The following is an 18,808-nucleotide window of genomic DNA, read 5'->3' on the forward strand; positions in this document are numbered from 1 at the left end:
ATATCTCACGTCGTCAGTGGCTGGAAACTTCCAGCTGGCGATGCCGCCAGTTCCGACCAGTCGATTTCCTCTTCAAGCCGGTGATAGGCCTCGTCACCGATTGTGCCGTTGCGGCGCAGTTCCTCGAGCGTGTCGCGCTGGCGGTTGATGGCATAGAGGCGCAGCCGGTCATATTCGGTTGCCGCCTGTGCGTCCTCCGGGTTTTGAGCGATCAGGCGCTGCGCCTCATACTGCTCGCGCACAACAGCAGCAGCGGCCGATGTCTTGCGGCTCAACACGTCAAGGGCGGCCTGCATAATGGCCACCCGCGCCTGTGCCACCTCGTTGTCGACCGTTCTGTCTGGGTCGAAGTTGAGTATCCGCAGCAGCGGCTTCAGGGTCATGCCTTGCAGCACCAGCGTGCCGAGAACGACCGCGAAGGCAGCAAGCACGATCGGATCGCGGCCGGGAAAACCCGCCGGCAGAGCAATGGCCACAACCAGCGTCACCAGCCCCCGCATGCCACACCAACCGACGAGCACCGCGCCGCCAAACGTCGGCACATCTCGCCTTTGGCCTTCGCTTCCGAAGCGGGCCAACCATCGGATGATCGCAACGTAACTCCCCACCCAGACGAGGCGTGCCACGATGACGACGGCCAGCACCGTTGCAGCGATGAGAAAGGCTTCGCCTTGCCCTTCGCCGGAGAGGCGGCCGACGATCGATCGTGCCTGCAGGCCCATCAGCACGAAGGCCAGCACGTTGAGCACGAAGACCGCTGACTCCCACACCGAATAGGTGCTGACGCGCCGCCTGGCCGACATGCGGCGCGGCGCCATCCGCGCAATGGTCATGGCGTAGACGACGATGGTGATGATGGCCGACAGGCCCAGCCTGTCGGCCAGTATCCAGACCCCGAATGTCCCGGCGAATTGCACCACGGTGCTGCTTGCCGCATCCTCGATCTGGCTGAGCGTCAGCAGCGAAAAGCGGCCTAGCAGATAACCCGCGGCGAGGCTGCCGATCGTCGACAGCAGGATCGTCGGAATGGCGTTGCTCAGCATGATCGAGCCGAGCGCTGCCGAAACCGCCAGGCGGTAGATCAGGAGTGCGGTGGCATCGTTGAGCAGGCTCTCGCCCTGCAGGATGGCGGTGATGCGGTGCGGCACCTTGAACTGCCCGAGTACGGCGCTCGCCGCGACCGCATCGGGCGGCGCGACGATGGCGCCGAGCGCGATTGCCGCCGCGATCGGCAGCCCGGCCATCTTCCAGCCGACGAAAGCAACGACCGCCGCGGTGAAGACGACGGCGCCGAGCGCCAGCAGCGCGAGCGGCAGCCGGTAGCGGTTGAGATCCCGCAACGATGTGTCGTAGGCGGCATCCAGAAGCACCGGCGCGATGAACAGGGCAAGAGCCAGTTCCGGATCGATCTCGATCATTGGAGCACCAGGCACGAAAGCAATCCCAACCCCGGCCAAGGCCAGCAGGGACGGATAGGGAATCTCCAGCCGTCGCGACAGCGCCGTCAGCGCAACGGCAGTCAAAAGCAGGACAAGCGTCAGTTCGAAAAGAGCCATGGCTTGTTACCCCCGTTGATGCTGCATTGTCGGCAGTGGCAAGCCAGCAAGATGCTGTTGATTGGCCATTGCGCACAAGCCCCGTGGCAGTATGTCCAGCAGTCACTTGCAGCGTAAGAGTCAGACCATGATCCTCATCGGCCAATTTGACTCCCCCTTCGTTCGCCGCGTCGGCATTGCGATGACCTTGTACGGCATCGCCTACGAGCACCGTCCGTGGTCGGCCTTCGCCGATGCCGACAAGATCCGGCCCTACAACCCGCTGACCCGGGTGCCGACCCTGGTGCTGGACAATGGCGAGGTGCTGATCGAAAGCCATCTGATGCTCGACTATCTCGACAGCCTCGTTCCGGCCGAGCGGAGGATGTTTCCGGCGGCCGAACCGGCGCGTCACCAGGCGCTGCGGATATCAGCCCTGGCAACCGGCCTCGGCGACAAGGCGGTCAGCCTGTTCTATGAGACGCGGCTGCATGAGAAAGTTTCCGACGTTTGGGCCGGGCGCTGCCGCACACAGATCGAGGCTGTCCTTGCAGTCCTGGAAGCCGATCGTCAGGGAAGGTCGACATCTTACTGGTTCGGCGACCGCATCGGCCATGCCGACATCGCGGTCACCGCCGTGGTCCGCTTCATCGGCGAGGCGCATCCCGGGCTTGTGTCGCTGGCCGACTTCCCGGCGCTGGACGCACATGCCGCAAAAATGGAAGCGCTGCCGGTCTTTCAGACAGTCATGCAGCCATTCATAGCACCGGCCTGAGGGGGCTTGGTTCTTCCTCTGCCCCGTACGCTCTACCGCCTAGTGCAGCACCAGCATATCGCTCGACGAGAACGAAATCTGGGCCTTTTCGCCGACAGCGGGCGGCGGTGTGGCCGGGCTGTTGAACGTATCGAGCGACACGGTGTTGCCGCCGATACCGACGCGAACCCGGATCACAGAGCCGAGAAAATGCACTTCGGAGATCTCGCCGGAAAGGCTGGAGTCGCGACCGGGCTGAAGGCCTAGCGAAATGGCTTCCGGACGCAGGGCAAGCGACAGGGTGTCGCCGGACTTCGAGCCGTTGAGCTTGCCCTTGAGCGAGACTTCCTGCGTGTCGACCTGCACCTTGCCGGATGCAGCATCGGTGACCTTGCCTTCGAGCACGTTCAGCGTACCGACGAAATTGGCGACGAACTTGGTTGCCGGACGGTTGTAGATCTCGAACGGCGTGCCGACCTGTTCAGCCTTGCCGCCATACATGACGGCGATGCGGTCCGAGATCGACAGCGCCTCTTCCTGGTCATGCGTGACGAAAATCGTGGTGATGCCGAGCTTCTTCTGGATGGAGCGGATTTCCTCGCGCAGCGACACGCGCACCTTGGCGTCGAGCGCCGAAAGTGGTTCGTCGAGCAGCAGCAGCTTCGGCTTCGGCGCGATGGCGCGGGCTAGCGCTATGCGCTGCTGCTGGCCGCCCGAGAGCTGATAGGGATAGCGGTCCGCCATCTGCGGCAGTTTGATGATGCCGAGCATCTCGGCGACACGGGCATCGATGTCCGCCCTAGGCATGCCGGCAACCTTCAGGCCGAAGCCTATGTTCTGTGCCACCGTCAGGTTCGGGAACAGCGCATAGGCCTGGAACACCATGCCGACATTGCGCTGGTTGGGCTTCAGCCTCGTGATGTCCTTGCCACCAACCACGATCTTGCCGGCAGTCGGCTCCTCAAAGCCGGCGACCATGCGCAGCACGGTGGTCTTGCCGCAGCCGGACGGGCCGAGGAACGAGACGAATTCGCCACGCTCGACGTCGAGATTGAAATCCTCCACCACCGTGGTGGCACCGAAGGATTTTCGCACGTGCTGGATGGAGAGGAACGGGTCGGCCATGGTGTTGCTCTTTCGATCAGTACTTTTCGATCAATTGGGGCGGTTCGCCGATCTCGGCGCGAAACGGGACAGTATCTGGATCAGCGACATGCAGCCCCAGGTGATGGCAAAGGCGATGATGGCAAGGGCCGCCGGCTCATAGGCGCGGTTGGCGCCTATGTTCTGTAGATACGGACCGAAAGCGGGCCGGTTGAGCAGGCTGGCCATGGTGAACTCGCCAATGACGATCGCGAAGGTCAGGAACGCACCCGACAAGACCGCGATCAGCACATTGGGCAGGATAACGCGCGTAATGATCGTCGACCAGCCGGCGCCAAGGATCTGCGCCGCCTCCGTCAGCGTTCGCACATCGATGGTTCTGAGCCCGGTGTCGACCGCACGGTACATATAGGGCAGCGACAGCGTGGCATAACCGATAACCAGCAGGGCGTTCGTACCGGTGTCGCTGGCCAGGAACGGCAGCGGCGAGTTCGATCCGTACATCCTGATATATCCGAACACGATGACGATGGCCGGAATGACCAGCGGCAACAGCGTGATGAACTCGACGAGCGGCCGCAGCTGCGGCAGGCGCAGCCGGATCCAGTAGGCGGCCGGCACCACGATCAGCACGCCGAGGATGATGGTGAAGACGGCGGCAAGCACTGAATAGCCGAAGGTCGCCTGGAAGCGAGGATCGCCCAACACCACCTTGTAGGCGTCAAAGGAGTACGCGCCACGCCGCATGCGCATGGAAAACTCCACCGTCGCGATCAGCGGGATGAAGAAATAGGCCGCGCCCAGCGCGAAGACGACCCAGGCCCAGAACTTTCCCGACTTCATTTGAGCCACCTCTCGGAACGGGTCCGGAACCAGATATAGAAGACATTGGCTAGGCCGGTGATGAAGATCATGCCGAAGGCGATCGCGTAGCCAAGATGGGCATTATGCAGCACGTCGCCGCGAATCTGCGCATAGAGCAGGATCGGCACGATGTTGAGCGACGAGCCTGTCAGCGCATAGGCGGTGGCAATAGCGCCGAAGGCGTTGGCGAACAGCAGGATGACGGTGCCAAGGAAACTTGGCCAGATCACCGGAATGACCACCATGCGCCAGTACTGCGCCATGGTTGCACCGAGGGTCGCGGCGGCCTCGCCCCATTCCTTCTTCAAGCCGTCGATGGCCGGCACGATGATCACCACCATCAGCGGGATCTGGAAGTAGACATAGGTCAGCGTCAGCCCCCAGAACGACAGGATGTTGAAGCCGTGAGCGTAAATATTGAGGCCAAACAAGGTGTTCAGGATCACCGTGGCAAGGCCCAGCCGGCCGAGTGTGGCGATAAAGGCGAAGGCCAGCGGCACACCGGCGAAATTGGAAGCGACCCCGGAGAAAGTCAGCGTCGCGGAGCGTATCCATTCCGGCAGACCGCCGCGCACGATGGCGATGGCGATGGCGAGACCGGCGAAGGCACCAATCAACGATGAGGCAAGGCTGACCTTGATCGAGATCCAGTAGGCGGCAACGATCGACGGCTGCGCCAGTGCTGCGATATTTTCGAAGGTGAACTCACCCGCATCGTTCTGGAAAGCGCCCAGCATCAGATAGAGCGTGGGCAGGATCAGGAACATGATGGCGAAGATGAAGAAGGGGGCAACGCCGAGCCATTGCGTCGGCAGCCTCATGCTGCGTGCCTCGGCGGGAGGCGCGGTCTTCCCGGCAACAGCGTGGTCTGACATTGGGATATCGGTCATGCGCCGGCTACCGTCTTTGAGAAAAGGGCCGGGCGGCCTCGAGGCCGCCCGGCATGGTCTGAGTTACTTGACGTTGGCGCCGACGACGGCATCCCAGTTCTTGGTGATGGCTTCCTTGGACTTGGCCTGCTCGTCCAGCGTCGGGAACACCGCCGCGGCATAGGATTCGGCCGGCGGCAGCTTGGCCAGCACGTCCGCGGGGATCTTGCCGTTCTTGGCAAGGTCGTTGAAGCGGATCGGGTGGCAATAGCCCTTCAGCCAGCCGATCTGGCCTTCGTCGGAGTAGAGGTATTCCAGCCACAGCTTGGCAGCGTTCGGATGCGGCGCGTAAGCGCTGATCGCCTGCACATAGACACCGGCAACGACACCGGTCTTCGGCACAACGACGTCGACGGGCGGGTTGCCTTTCAGCGTGTCACGGCCGGCGAGCGCGTTGTAGTCCCAGGTGATCAGGATCGGAGTCTGGCCCTGGGCCAGCGTCGCGGCTTTACCGATGACCGGGACGAAATTGCCGGCGGCGTTGAGCTTCTTGAAGAAGTCGAGGCCAGCGGTGCCGGCGGCTTCACCAGCAGCGGCGCCCGACGACAGGCCAGCAGCATAGACGCCCTGGATGGCCTGGTTCGACGCGCGCGGATCGCCGGCAAGTGCGACCGTGTTGGCGAATTCCGGCTTCAGCAGATCGGCCCAGTCAGCCGGAGCTTCCTTGACGATGTCCTTGTTCACCTGGAAGGACAGCACGCCGTAATAGTCGCCGGTCCAGTAGCCTTCAGCATCCTTGGCGCTGTCGGGGATCGAGTCCCAGGTCGACACCTTGTAAGGCTGGATCAGGCCATCCTTCTTGGCGGACGGGCCGAAGGACAGGCCGACGTCGATGACGTCAGGCGCCTGCGGGCCCTTGTTGTCCTTGTTCGCCTTGATTGCCTCGACCTCGTCGCCGGAGCCGGCATCGGGGTTGAGTTCGTTGACAGTGATTTCGGGATACTTCGCCTTGAAGCCGGCGATGACGTCACCGTAGCCGCACCAGTCATGTGGCAAGGCGATGGTGGTGAGCTGGCCTTCAGCCTTAGCGGCCTTGACGAGATCGTCCAGCGAAGCCGCGGACGAAATCACCGACGACGCCATAAGGGTCGCGGCCGTAAGGGAAAGCACTTTCCCCGTGAATTTGAACATGTGTTCTCTCCGTTGAACTGACGCCGTTGGACGCCTGCGATCCGGTATCGTTTTCATGTGACAGCCAGATGAAAGCTTTGTGAAACCGGCTGCTCGCAGCGCGAAAATTTAACTCTTTTTAACCGGCTGTAGCAATTAGCCATCACTTATTTTTCCGGCTAATTACTTTCCGCCATGTGTTTCATCCTTTCCCCCTTGGTTTGCCCTGATTTTCCAGATCAATTTTCAACAAGAAAGCCGTCTTACACCGTGCCGGCGATAGCGTTTTCAAGCAAGGTCAGGGCCGCCTTCTTGGTCAGCTTGACCGGGTTGCCGCCTGCGGTCGGATCGACCACCGCCATGTCGGCGATGAGCCCCTTGCGCTTCTTGTCCATGTCGAGCCCCTTGATCAGGCCCGGAAGCGCATGCGGCACCTTGAGTTCCTTGCGCAGTTTGATGATCGCCTTGGCGAAGCCGTCGAAGCCGCCCTTGATGCCGCAATAGGCGGCAAGCCGGCCGATGCGCTCCTCGATGGAGTCCCGGTTGAAGGCCAGCACATAGGGCATGAACACCGCATTGGTCATGCCGTGATGGGTGTCGTACAGCGCGCCGACCGGATGCGACAGCGAGTGGATGGCGCCCAGCCCCTTCTGGAAGGCGGTGGCGCCCATCGCGGCGGCGCTCATCATATGGGCGCGCGCGACGAGATCCTTGCCGTTGGCATAGGCCTTCGGCAGGTTCTCGAAGACCAGCCGGACGCCTTCGACGGCGATGCCGTCAGCCATCGGATGGTAGCCCGGCGCGCAATAGGCCTCGAGGCAATGGGCAAGCGCATCCATGCCGGTGCCGGCGGTGATGAAGCCGGGCATGCCGACCGACAGTTCCGGATCGGCGATGACGATGGCCGGCAGCAATTTGGGATGGAAGATGACCTTCTTGGTGTGCGTTGCTTCATTGGTGATGACGCCGGCGCGGCCGACTTCCGAACCGGTGCCGGCCGTGGTCGGCACCGCGATGATCGGCGCGATCGCGTCGGAATTGGCGCGCGTCCACCAGTCGTCGACATCCTCGAAGTCCCAAACCGGTCGCGTCTGGCCGGCCTGGAAGGCGATCAGCTTGCCGAGATCGAGCGCCGAGCCGCCGCCGAAGGCGATGACGCCGTCATGCTTGCCTTTCTTGAACACCACGATGCCGGCGGTCAGATTGGACTCGACCGGGTTCGGCCTCACTTCGGAGAAGACGCCGTAGGGGACCTTGGCATCGTCGAGGATCTTCAGGGTCGAGGCAACGACCGGCAGTTTCGCCAGGCCGGGATCGGTGACGAACAGCGGCCGCTTGATGCCGGTAGCCGCCAACACCTCAGGCAGTTCCTTGATGCGTCCGGCGCCGAAGCGAACGGTGGTGGGGTAGTTCCATTTGGAGATGAGCTTGGACATTTTTTGTCTTTCGAAAATCAGATGGCTTCGCGCAGGTGGAACGACTTCGGCCTGGTCAGGTTGTCATAGCCGATGGCCGACAGGGCAGCACCCTTGCCGGTGTCCTTGACGCCGGTCCAGACCAGGGCCGGATCGAGGTAGTCGCAGCGGTTCATGAACACCGTGCCGGTCTCGACGCGGTTGCCGATCGCCACGGCATGCTCTGTATCGCGGGTCCAGATCGAAGCGGTCAGCCCATAGGGGCTGTCGTTCATCAGCGCGATCGCCTCTTCATCGTTGCGCACCTTCATGATGCCGACGATCGGCCCAAAACTCTCCTCGCGCATAACGCTCATCTGATGGTCGACTTGTGTCAGCACTTCCGGCGCCAGATAGGGCGAGCCGGCCCTGTCGTTGGCCACCTTCATGTTGATGTGCGCCACCGCGCCCTTGCGCAGGGCCTCGGCCTTCTGCTCGCGGATCAGGTCGGCGAAACGCGCCTGCGCCATCGGCCCCATCGTCGTTGCCTGGTCAAGCGGATTGCCGACGACATAGTTCTTGGTCTCGGCGATGAAGCCCTCGACGAACTCGTCATAGACCTTTTCGTGCACATAGACGCGCTCGATGCCGCAGCAGCACTGGCCGGAATTGTAGAAGGCGCCGTCGACCAGATTGGCGACCGCATGATCCATCTTGGCATCAGGCAACACATAGGCCGGATCCTTGCCGCCAAGCTCGAGGCCGAGTGTCATGAAGGTACCTGCCGCCGCCTTTTCGATGGCGCGGCCGCCGCCGACCGACCCTGTGAAATTGACGTGGTCGATCTTGCCCGAACCGAGCAGCTTCTCGGTCTGCGCGTGGTTGAGCACGACATTCTGGAACACGCCCTTGGGCAGGCCAACTCTGTCGAAAGCCTGTTGAAAGCGCTCACCAACCAGCAGCGTCTGCGCCGCATGCTTGAGGATGACGGCGTTGCCGGCCATCAGCGCCGGCACGATGGTGTTGACCGCGGTGAGATAGGGATAGTTCCACGGCGCGATCACCATGACCACGCCTAGCGGGTCCTTTTTCACATAGCGCCTGAAGCCGTCCTTCGGGTTGGAAGCCGGCACAGCCCTGAGCGCCGCCTCGGCGATCTCGACCATGTAGTTGGTCCGCTCCTTGACGCCGCCGAACTCGCCGCCATAGCGCACCGGGCGCCCCATCTGCCAGGCGATCTCCGGCACGATCTCGTCGGTCATCGCGACCAGCGCTTCCAGCATCGCCAGCATGTACTTGCCGCGCTCGACGATCGGCGTCTCGGCCCATTTCTCTTGCGCCGCCTTGGCACGCTCGACCGCGGCATTGATCGCCTGGTCCGTTGCCACGGGCCGCTCGGCATAGATCGAGCCATCGATGGGGGATTTGAGTTTGACCGTCTCGGTCATTTTGTAAGTCCTCGCATTCTACAACAAAATCTTGTGGCGTGGCGCTGCCCTCATCCGCCTGCCCGGCAGTCTCCCGCGTATGGTGACCGGGAGAAGGGAACTGCTCTCCGGTCGCCCTGCCCGCGATTCACGGGAGGGGTAGGGCGAGAGGCGCGCCAACGTTCGCCGGCGAGTTTAATACCGCTCGAACCCTCTGTGCAGTTCCCAATCGGTTATGCGGCGGTCGTATTCAAACTGCTCCCACTTTGCGGTGTGGACATAGTGTTCGAGCACATCCTCGCCGAGCGCCTGCTTCAGCATCTTCGACTTCGCCAGCGTCTCGGTGGCGTCGCGCAGCGTCTTCGGGATCTCCGGCAAACGCGACGCCTGATAGGCATCGCCGACGAACGGCTTCTGCAGTTCCAGCTTCTCGTCGATGCCGGCAAGGCCGGCGGCGATCAGCGCCGCAAAGGCGAGATAGGGGTTGAGGTCGGCGCCGCCGATGCGGCATTCCATGCGGATGCCCTTGGTGCCCTCGCCACACAGGCGGAAGCCGGCGGTGCGGTTGTCCTCGCTCCACATGATCTTGGTCGGCGCGAAGGTGCCGGCCTGGAAGCGCTTGTAGGAGTTGATGTAGGGCGCCAGGAACCAGGTGAATTCCTTGGCGTATTTCAGCTGTCCCGCCGCCCATTGCTGGCCAAGCGCCGACAGCGTCCAGTCGGCCTTCTTGTCGAAGAACAGCGGCGTCTTGCCGTCGGCGCTCCACAGCGAATTGTGGATGTGGCTGGAATTGCCGGCCAGCCCGTAATTGTACTTGGACATGAAGGAAATCGCCTTGCCCTCGGACTCGGCAATCTCCTTGGCGCCGTTCTTCAGGATGACGTGGCGGTCCGCCATGTCGAGCGCTTCGGCATAGCGCACATTGATCTCTTCCTGGCCTGGGCCCCACTCGCCCTTGGAATTCTCGATCGGGATGCCGGCCGCTTCCATCTCGTTGCGAAGCCGGCGCATGACGCCTTCTTCCTTGGTGGTGATGCCGATCTGGTAGTCGCCGATGTAAGGCGAAGCGGTATCGAGACCCTGCCAGTGTTTCTTGCGGGCGGAATCGTAGGTCTCGTTGAACAGATAGAATTCGAGCTCGGAAGCGAAATAGCCGATATAGCCGCGCTCCGTCAGCCGCTTGACCTGCTTCTTCAGGATGGCGCGTGGCGAATGCGGCAGGTCGTCATGCGTGTGGTGGTCGAGCACGTCGCAGATCACCAGCGCCGTCTTCTCCAGCCACGGAATGCGCCGCAGCGTCGCCAGATCCGGCTTCATGACGAAATCGCCATAGCCCTTCGACCAACTCGCCGCCTTGTAGCCGGGCACCGGCTCCATATCGATGTCGGCGGCCAGGAGATAGTTGCAGCCGTGCGTCTCGTCATGCGCGGAATCGACGAAATACTGCGCCAGGAACCGCTTTCCCGCCAGCCGCCCCTGCATGTCGACGATGCAGGCGAGCACCGTGTCGATCTCGCCGCTGGAGACCGCTTTCTTCAACTGATCGAACGAGAAATTTCCGGCCATTCCTTTGGCACTCCAGCGCTTGAGCTCTTGAACGGGTTAAACAAAACCATGGCCGGCGCGATGCCGGCCATGGCCAGGATGGTTGATGTCAGTGACCAGTTTCGCCGACGGCCTGTTCCGCCGCCTTGATGGCTGCCTGACGCGCCGCGATGATGTCGCCGAGCGGCGGACCCTGGAACCGGTTCCGTTCGAACGCGAACCAGACGATCGCCGTCAGGATGAAGAAGCCGACGGTGATGTAGAGCGCCCAATCGTTCGGCGGCTGGATGCCGATGACGAAGATCAGGATCATCGACACGATCGACAGGAACGCGAACAGCATGAACACGCCACGGCCCATGTTCCACGGACCCATCTTGTCCCACTTCGGCGTGCCCCATGCCAGCATGCCGAGCACGATCGGCACGGTGAAGGACAGGAACAGGAAGATGACGGTGCAGGACACGACGATGGTGTAGGCCGAGGTGCCGGCGACCGAGACCAGCGTCGAACCCCAGACGAACAGCACCGACAGGATCGACGCCGTCCAGATCGCCGCCACCGGCGTGCGATAGGTCGGGCTGACCTTGGCGAGTGCCGATGAGCCCGGCAGGCCGCCGTCACGCGAGAAGGCGAAGATCATACGCGAGGCAGAGGTCACGGTTGCGAGGCCGCACAGAAGCTGCGCGACAAACACGACGAGGTACACGAACTCCTTGATGCCGGGGCTGACGCGCTGGTCGAAGGCCCAGAAGAACACGTTCCAGCCCTGCTTGGCGGCGTCATCCATGTTCGGGATCATCAGCACGAAGGCGGCCAGGAACAGGTAGCCGAAGACGGCCGACCAGATCACCGACATGACCATGGCACGGGGCACCGAGGAGGCTGCCTTGATGGTTTCCTCGGAGGTGTGCGCGGAAGCGTCGTAGCCGGTGATCGTATAGATCGGCAGCAAGAGGCCAAGTGCGAACACCCAGGCATTCGAAACCGACGGCCAGACGCTGGCGCCGGCATCGCCGGAGTAGTTGTGGAAGGTGAACAGCCGGCTGAAATCCCAGGTCTCGGCGGAGAGAAGGCAGACGACCGCGATCAGGATCGAACCGAAGAAGATCAAATAACCCGAGAAGTCGGTCAGCTTCGCTGTCAGCTTGATGCCGAGATGATTGATAAGTGCCTGGGCGCCGGTGATGATGACCAGGAAGATCATCTGGTTGGTCAGCGTGCCCTCGATGCCGAGCGCCGGTCCGAAGGCGCCGACGAAGAACGTCCAGGTGCCGACATTGATGGCGCCGAGCACGGTGATTAGGCCGAGCAGGTTGAGCCAGGCCGTGACCCAGCCGGTGCCGCGGTTGCCGAGGATCGAACCCCAGTGATAGAGGCCGCCGGCAGTCGGATAGGCCGAGCTGATCTGCGACATGGCGACCGCGAAGGTCAGTGAAACGAAGCAGCCGACCAGCCAGCCGATGCCGATGCCGATGCCGCCGGCGCCGGACGTTGCCTGGGCCAGCGAATTGATGCCGCCCGAAAGGATGCAGATGATCGAGAAGGAAACGGCGAAATTCGAAAAGCGGCTGAGGCGCCGCTCCAGTTCCTGGGCGTAACCCATGCTGTGGAGGGCCTTTACGTCCTCCGCCTTGTCAACTTCAGTGTAACCCGGTGCTGCCATTGGAAGTCCCCTGTTGGTTCTTAGCTGGCCGATTGAACTGACTTTCCGACTGAATGCGATCTGGTGTATCCGGCCTCCTGTGGCTCCAGATCCGAAAAAATGCCCGTGAGCAGATCCGCCCATTTCCGCTGCCCGGTCTCGCCGGCGATTTCGTCGTTGCGGATCTCGATCATCGCGCACGGCAGGCCGCGCGAACGTGCGTGGCGCTCCAGCGTGAAATAGACGCGGTCGGCCGGCGAATAGGGCTCGTTGACGCCGACGGTGACGCCGGCAAGCCGCTTCAGCGCCCCAATCAAAGGCGACGCCAGCCGGCGGTCCTCGTCGTGAATGATGCCGATATGCCAGGGCCGGTTGCGGCCCTTGTAGATCGGCGTGAAGGAATGCACGGACACCAGGCGGGTTTCCTGCCCGCGCGCCAGCCTGCCGTCGACAATCTCCTCGATGGCGGCATGAAACGGTTGCCACGACAGCGCGACGCGGGCCGCGCGCTGCTTGTCCGACAGGCCGGCGTTGCCGGGTATCGTCGTGGTCTCGCTGACCGGCGGCACCAGATCGGGCGCATCCAGCGGACGGTTGCAGTCGATGACGAGCCGCGAAATGCGGGTTTCGACCAGCGTCGCGTCGAGCGCCTCGGCCATGCGGCGGGCAACAGGCAACGCGCCGGGATCCCAGGCGATGTGACGGGACAGGTCCTCGGCGGCAAGGCCGAGCGTGCCGAATTCGGCCGGCAGGAAATTCGAGGCATGATCGCAGGTCAGCACGAAAGGGCTTGATCCGCCGGGGTTGGTCACCCTCACGGTATCAGACGATGCAAGGCTGGCGGGCCGTGCTTGCTCCATAGTCTGCCGTCCCCGGGGAGCGCTGTATCGTATGTTACGTATTTTGTCTCATTGCGTCCCTATGGATGATTTCATACAGTTTACCCGGTTTTGTCAAATGCGATTTCGGAAAAGACAGTGGACAGGGCCGAAGCATTTTGCAGCCAGGTGGAATCACCTGACGTCGCAAAAATGCGGCCAAGACAAACAGACGGAGCCGGATGGGTTTAGCCATTCCGGTCCGGGGGCGGGGGAAAGATGATTTCCAGCATTGCCGAACTGATCGCCGACCGCGTTGGCACGATGCCGGCCAGTGAAAGGCGCGCGGCCCAGACCCTGATCGCCAGCTATCCGATGATCGGCCTCAAGACGGTTGCCGAATTCTCGGCCGCGGCTGGCGTCTCGTCGCCGACGATCCTGCGCTTCGTTGCCCGGCTCGGCTTCCAGAATTACCCCGAATTCCAGTCGAGCCTGCAGGACGAACTGGCGGCGCAGCTGCAATCGCCGGCCATAAGGACGCTCAACCCGCCCTCGCCCGGCGGCGGCACCGCGTCACCGATGCTGGAAGCGACGCTCGACAATATGCGCGAGACGTTCAGGCACCTGTCCGACAAGCAGCTTGCCGACATCGCCGCCCGCCTTGCCGACCGACGCGGCAAGACCTTCCTGATCGGCGGTCGCTTCACCGATCCGCTGGCGCGTTACATGGCCGCCCACCTCGCCATCATCCAGCCCGAGGTCTTTCACCTCGCCGGCCAGGAAAGCATGTGGCGCGACCGGCTGATCGACATGGGCAAGCGCGACGTGCTGGTGATCTTCGACATCAGGCGCTACCAGGACAGCCTCCTCCGCTTCGCCGAAAAGGCACACCAGCGCGGCGTTCAGATCGTGCTGTTCACAGACCAGTGGCTGTCGCCGATCGCCCGCTTTGCCCGCCACGTCATTGCCGGACGAACCGCGGTGCCGTCGGCATGGGACTCTTCGGCAGCCCTCTTCGTCGTCGCCGAAACACTGATCGGAGCCGTCACAAGGCAGCTGGAAGCAGAAGGCGCCAAGCGCATCCGCGAGATGGAAGGTCTGCGTTAGACCGTCAACGTTACACAGATTTAATGTGCGCAGACACTGGCGAGTTGTCATAAAGGCGCGATATCGGGGCGTCTTCTTGCCTTAGAATAGCCTCGCTGCGTCTGCTTCCTTCGGGAAACCGCCAATGCATGTCGCTCAAAAGTGGCCCCGGTTTTGAGATAGCGACATGCATAAACAAAAGACCTAAAGCGCGTCACATGAATCCGTTTCGACGCGACGCGCTTTAGACGGAAGGATTGTTTTGCCTAACCGGAGTGCCGATGGCCGCCTGGAAACAGATACTTTTCGCGCTTGTGGTGCTGGTCGTGGCTTCAGCCGCCTGGCTGCGCTTTTTTCCGGGCGCACCCGAGGTGCTGGCACGCTGGGGGATAGACTGGGTATATGCGGCAACGCCCCCAGCTGAAACCGGTGCCGCCAGCACGAAGCAGGCGAACGGCGGCAATGGCGGCAACCGGCGGGTGAACGTGGTCGCCCTGGCCGCCACTACGGCGACCATCAACGACCGCCTTCAGGCGATCGGCACCGGCCGTGCCAATGCCTCGGTAACCGTCAATCCATACAGTTCCGGCCGCCTTGCCGAACTGCTGGTCGAATCCGGCAGCCATGTCGACAAGGGACAGATCATTGCCACCCTCGATTCCGAGACCGAGGTGATCGCGCAGGATCGTGCCAAGCTCGTCTTACAGGACTCGCAGAACAAGCTCGACCGGGTGAAATCGCTGCGGGCTTCCAACGCAGCGACACCGGTCGCCGTCGCCGATGCCGAAGTGGTGCTGGCGGTCGCCAAACTGGTACTTCGCGATGCCGAACTTGCCCTGCAGCGCCGCTCCATCATCGCACCGATCGCCGGAACCGTCGGCATCCTTCCAATCGCCGCCGGCAATTATGTGACCAACCAGTCGGCGATCGCCACGCTCGACGACCGCTCCAGTATCCTTGTCGATTTCCTCGTGCCCGAACGCTTCGCCGCCGCCGTCAAGGTCGGCGCGCAATTGACGGCGACGCCGATCGCCAATCCCAGCAAAACCTACACCGGCACGGTTTCGGCCATCGACAACCACATCGATGAAAAGAGCCGCACCCTTCTGGTCAAGGCCAAGATAGCCAATCCGGCAGATTCGCTGCGTGCCGGCATGTCGTTTGGCATCACTATGAAGTTCGCCGGCGAGACCTATCCGGCCGTCAGCCCGCTGGCGATTCTCTGGGGATCGGACGGCGCCTATGTCTGGCAGGTCGAGGACAGCAAGGCCAGGCGGGTCCCGGTGCGCATCATTCAACGCAACACCGAGACCGTGCTGATCGACGCGGAGATCGACAGCGGCGACATGGTGGTGACCGAAGGCACCCAGAGCGTCAGCGAAGGCGGCGCGGTACACACCGCCGGCGAAGAGCAGCGCGCCGCGGACGCTGCTCAAGGCTCATGACCAGCCCCGTCAACGCCGCAAGCGACACCGGCTTTACCGCCCTGTTCATCCGCAGGCCGGTGATGGCCTTCGTGCTGAACACACTGATCGCAGTTGCCGGCCTGGCTGCCTTCTATGGCGTCGAGATCCGCGAACTGCCTGACGTCGACCGCGCGGTCGTCACGGTCTCGACCGCCTTCGCAGGCGCTGCGGCCGAAACCGTCGACCGTGAACTGACCGACACCATCGAGGGCGCTGTCGCCCGCGTCTCCGGCGTCAAGTCGATCTCGTCGTCTTCCTCCTTCGGTTCGAGCCGCGTCACCATCGAGTTCAACGACGGCGTCGACCTCAATGTCGCCGCCTCGGACGTGCGCGATGCCGTCGGCCGTGTCGCCAACCTGATGCCGGACACGGCCGATCCACCGCGCATCGTCAAGGCCGACGCCAATTCCGACCCGGTGATGCGACTGGCGGTAACGTCGGACAACATGTCGATCCAGGACATGACGGTGGTGGTCCAGGACCAGATCGAGGACGAACTGGCCGCCGTGCCCGGCGTTGCCGACGTCCAGATCTATGGCTATCGCGACAAGATTTTCCGGATCGACGTCGACCAGAACAAGCTCGCCAGCCTCGGCTTCACCGTCGCCGACCTCAGGGCAGCACTTGCCTCTGTCGCCTTCGACTCACCGGCCGGTTCGATCACCACGACAGACCAGGACCTGATCGTCCGCACGACGGCGGACGTGACCACGCCCGAAGAATTCGAAAACATCATCATCGGCGGCACGACGCGCATCCGCGACGTCGCCACCGTCACGCTAGGCCCCGATGTCGGCCAGACCACGCTGCGTTCGGACGGCAAAACCGGCATCGGCATCGGCATCATCCGCCAGGCGGAATCGAACACGCTGGACATCTCGACCGGCGTTCAGGCCGCCGTCGCCAAGCTGCAGGAGAACCTGCCCAAGGGCATGTCGATCAAGATCACCAGCGACGACGCGGTTTTCGTCAACGGCGCGGTGCACGAGGTCGAGATCGCACTCGGCCTGTCCGTGACCATGGTGCTGATCGTCATCTATGTGTTTCTGCTTGACTGGCGCGCAACGCTGATCCCGGGACTGTCGATGCCGGTGGCCATGATCGGCACCATCGCCGCCATCTATCTGGCCGGCTTCTCGGTCAACATCCTGACCCTGCTCGCTTTGGTGCTTGCGACGGGACTGGTCGTCGACGACGCCATTGTCGTGCTCGAAAACATCGTGCGACGACGCAATGAAGGCATGGGCCCGCGCGCCGCCGCCGTGCTCGGCGCTCAGGAAGTGTTCTTCGCCGTCATTGCCACGACTCTGACGCTGGTCGCCGTCTTTGTGCCGATCTCGTTCCTGCCTGGCCAGACCGGTGGCCTGTTCCGCGAATTCGGCTTCGTGCTCGCCATGTCGATGCTTTTGTCCTGCGTGGTGGCGCTGACGCTGTGCCCGATGCTCGCCTCGCGCATGCTGTCGAGCGCCTCGCTCCACCATGAAGGCGGCCACGGCATCGGCGCCCGCATCGGCGGCGCGCTGAATTCAGCCTACAAGCGCGCCCTGCACGCTTGCCTCGACGCGCCATGGATCGTGCTTCTGGTCGCGGTGCTGTTTGCCGGCACCGCCTTCGCGCTGTTCGGCACCATCCGCCAGGAACTGACCCCGACCGAGGACCGCGCCGCCGTGCTGTTGCGCATCAGCGCCCCGCAAGGTGTCAACCTCGACTACACGACGCAGCAGATGCAGAAGATCGAGAGGCTGATCCAGCCGATGCGCGAGTCCGGCGAGATCCGCAGCACGTTCGAGAACGCCGGCCAGAACGGCTCTTACAACTCAGGCTTCATGGTGATGACGCTGGCGCCATGGAACGAGCGCAGCCGCAGCCAGCAAGAGATCATGGCCGAGATCAGCCAGCTGACCAAACAAGTGCCGAGCGTGCGTATCTTCCCGGTGCAGCCCAACAGCCTCGGCATTCGCGGTGCCGGCAACGGCCTGCAGTTCGCCCTGGTCGGCAATAACCGCAAGGCGCTCGGCGACGCGGCGGTCAAGATCATCGCCGAGATGCAGAAGGACCCACGCTTCCAGACACCGCGCCTGTCGATCGATCCGACGCAGCCGCAACTGGCCGTGGCCATCGATCGCGAGCGCGCCTCCGACCTCGGCATCGACATCACTGGGATGGCCAACACCTTGCAGGCCATGCTCGACGGCAACGATGTCGTCGATGTCTACATCGCCGACCGTAGCTACGGCGTGAAGCTGGTCTCGACCACCAACCCGATCAACGACCCGACCGACCTGGAAAACATCTTCCTGAAGACATCAGACGGCCGTTTCGTGCCGATGTCGACCATTGCCACGCTGACCGAGCGTGCGGTGCCGCCGTCGCTGTCGCGCGAGCAGCAGCAGCCGTCGGTGGCGATCACCTCCAACCTCAACGGCGACTTCGCGCTTGGCGATGCGCTGACCCGCGCCGAGGAAATCGCGACGCCGCTTTTGCCTGCGGGCAGCCGCATCCTGCCGCTGGCCGAGGCCGCGACGCTGGGCGAGACCAACAGTGGCATGGTGACCATCTTCGGCTTCGCTCTGGTCATCATCCTGCTGGTGCTGGCCGCCCAGTTCGAAAGCTTCGTCAGCGCCGTCATCATCATGGCGACGGTTCCGCTCGGGCTAGCTTGTGCCATCTTCGCGCTGCTGCTCTCGGGCACCAGCCTCAACGCCTACAGCCAGATCGGCCTGGTGCTGCTGGTCGGCGTCATGGCCAAGAACGGCATCCTGATCGTCGAATTCGCCAACCAGCTGCGCGATCGCGGGCTTGGTGTGCGCGAAGCGATCGAGCAGGCCTCGGTCATCCGCGTGCGGCCGGTGATGATGACGATGATCTGCACCGTGCTCGGCGGCTTGCCGCTGGTGCTGGCGAGCGGCGCCGGTGCCGAGGCGCGCGTGGCGCTCGGCTGGGTCATCGTCGGCGGACTGGGCCTTGCCACCGTCTCGACGCTGTTCCTGACGCCGGTCGCCTATCTCTTGCTGGGTCGCTTCGTCACGCCGAAGACCCATGAGGAAGCGCGGCTGAAGCGCGAGCTCGAGGAAGCCGCCTATAGCAAGGTTGAGCCGGCCGAATAGAGAAGTCCAAGAAAGTGTGTCGCG

The 18,808-nt window shown here is 62.9% G+C and carries 14 protein-coding genes; 4 read left to right on the forward strand and 10 right to left on the reverse strand.

Going from position 1 to position 18,808, the window contains the following annotated elements; all coding sequences use genetic code 11:
• Positions 1 to 5 precede the first annotated feature (5 nt).
• Entirely contained in the window at positions 6 to 1,556 is a 1,551-nt protein-coding gene (locus AC1D2G_RS12750; protein ID WP_477414329.1) for a cation:proton antiporter, read from the reverse strand.
• Positions 1,557 to 1,683: 127 nt separating this feature from the next.
• Here AC1D2G_RS12750 and AC1D2G_RS12755 point away from each other — a divergent pair, with 127 nt between their 5' ends.
• Positions 1,684 to 2,310 (forward strand): glutathione S-transferase family protein, encoded by a 627-nt coding sequence (locus AC1D2G_RS12755; protein WP_477414330.1) that lies wholly within the window; start codon positions 1,684 to 1,686, stop codon positions 2,308 to 2,310.
• Between the two features lie 39 nt (positions 2,311 to 2,349).
• Here the strand turns inward: AC1D2G_RS12755 and AC1D2G_RS12760 are convergent, their stop codons facing one another.
• From AC1D2G_RS12760 to AC1D2G_RS12800, 9 genes are all read right to left on the reverse strand, one after another.
• A complete protein-coding gene (locus AC1D2G_RS12760) occupies positions 2,350 to 3,414 on the reverse strand; it encodes an ABC transporter ATP-binding protein (RefSeq protein ID WP_477414332.1) in 1,065 nt (354 codons plus the stop codon).
• A 30-nt stretch (positions 3,415 to 3,444) separates the two neighbouring features.
• Positions 3,445 to 4,236 (reverse strand): ABC transporter permease, encoded by a 792-nt coding sequence (locus tag AC1D2G_RS12765; RefSeq protein ID WP_184876711.1) that lies wholly within the window; start codon positions 4,234 to 4,236, stop codon positions 3,445 to 3,447.
• Positions 4,233 to 5,147, reverse strand: a complete 915-nt coding sequence (locus tag AC1D2G_RS12770; protein WP_457152572.1) for an ABC transporter permease — start codon at positions 5,145 to 5,147, stop codon at positions 4,233 to 4,235. The genes AC1D2G_RS12765 and AC1D2G_RS12770 overlap by 4 nt, the downstream gene beginning before the upstream one ends.
• Positions 5,148 to 5,210: 63 nt before the next feature.
• On the reverse strand, positions 5,211 to 6,317 hold the full coding sequence (locus tag AC1D2G_RS12775) for an ABC transporter substrate-binding protein (RefSeq protein ID WP_477227980.1): 1,107 nt from the start codon (positions 6,315 to 6,317) through the stop codon (positions 5,211 to 5,213).
• Positions 6,318 to 6,559: 242 nt separating this feature from the next.
• On the reverse strand, positions 6,560 to 7,732 hold the full coding sequence (locus tag AC1D2G_RS12780) for an iron-containing alcohol dehydrogenase (protein WP_477414334.1): 1,173 nt from the start codon (positions 7,730 to 7,732) through the stop codon (positions 6,560 to 6,562).
• Positions 7,733 to 7,749: 17 nt separating this feature from the next.
• Positions 7,750 to 9,138 carry an aldehyde dehydrogenase family protein gene (locus tag AC1D2G_RS12785; protein WP_477414336.1) on the reverse strand — a complete coding sequence of 463 codons (1,389 nt, stop codon included), beginning with the start codon at positions 9,136 to 9,138 and terminating at the stop codon, positions 7,750 to 7,752.
• 174 nt (positions 9,139 to 9,312) lie between these two features.
• Entirely contained in the window at positions 9,313 to 10,683 is a 1,371-nt protein-coding gene (locus tag AC1D2G_RS12790) for a glutamine synthetase family protein (protein ID WP_477285818.1), read from the reverse strand.
• A gap of 88 nt (positions 10,684 to 10,771) precedes the next feature.
• Positions 10,772 to 12,328 (reverse strand): amino acid permease, encoded by a 1,557-nt coding sequence (locus AC1D2G_RS12795; RefSeq protein ID WP_184876729.1) that lies wholly within the window; start codon positions 12,326 to 12,328, stop codon positions 10,772 to 10,774.
• 20 nt (positions 12,329 to 12,348) lie between these two features.
• Complete coding sequence (locus AC1D2G_RS12800; protein WP_457150363.1) at positions 12,349 to 13,167, reverse strand: N-formylglutamate amidohydrolase; 819 nt, start codon at positions 13,165 to 13,167, stop codon at positions 12,349 to 12,351.
• 237 nt (positions 13,168 to 13,404) lie between these two features.
• Here AC1D2G_RS12800 and AC1D2G_RS12805 point away from each other — a divergent pair, with 237 nt between their 5' ends.
• The 3 genes from AC1D2G_RS12805 (at position 13,405) to AC1D2G_RS12815 (ending at position 18,784) form a co-directional block, all read left to right on the forward strand.
• On the forward strand, positions 13,405 to 14,232 hold the full coding sequence (locus tag AC1D2G_RS12805) for a MurR/RpiR family transcriptional regulator (protein ID WP_457150364.1): 828 nt from the start codon (positions 13,405 to 13,407) through the stop codon (positions 14,230 to 14,232).
• A gap of 260 nt (positions 14,233 to 14,492) precedes the next feature.
• Positions 14,493 to 15,656, forward strand: a complete 1,164-nt coding sequence (locus AC1D2G_RS12810; protein ID WP_477414338.1) for an efflux RND transporter periplasmic adaptor subunit — start codon at positions 14,493 to 14,495, stop codon at positions 15,654 to 15,656.
• Positions 15,653 to 18,784, forward strand: a complete 3,132-nt coding sequence (locus AC1D2G_RS12815) for an efflux RND transporter permease subunit (protein ID WP_477414340.1) — start codon at positions 15,653 to 15,655, stop codon at positions 18,782 to 18,784. Before AC1D2G_RS12810 ends, AC1D2G_RS12815 begins: the two co-directional genes overlap by 4 nt.
• Positions 18,785 to 18,808 lie beyond the last annotated feature (24 nt).

The sequence above is a fragment of the Mesorhizobium sp. P2_C7 genome (assembly GCF_056404515.1).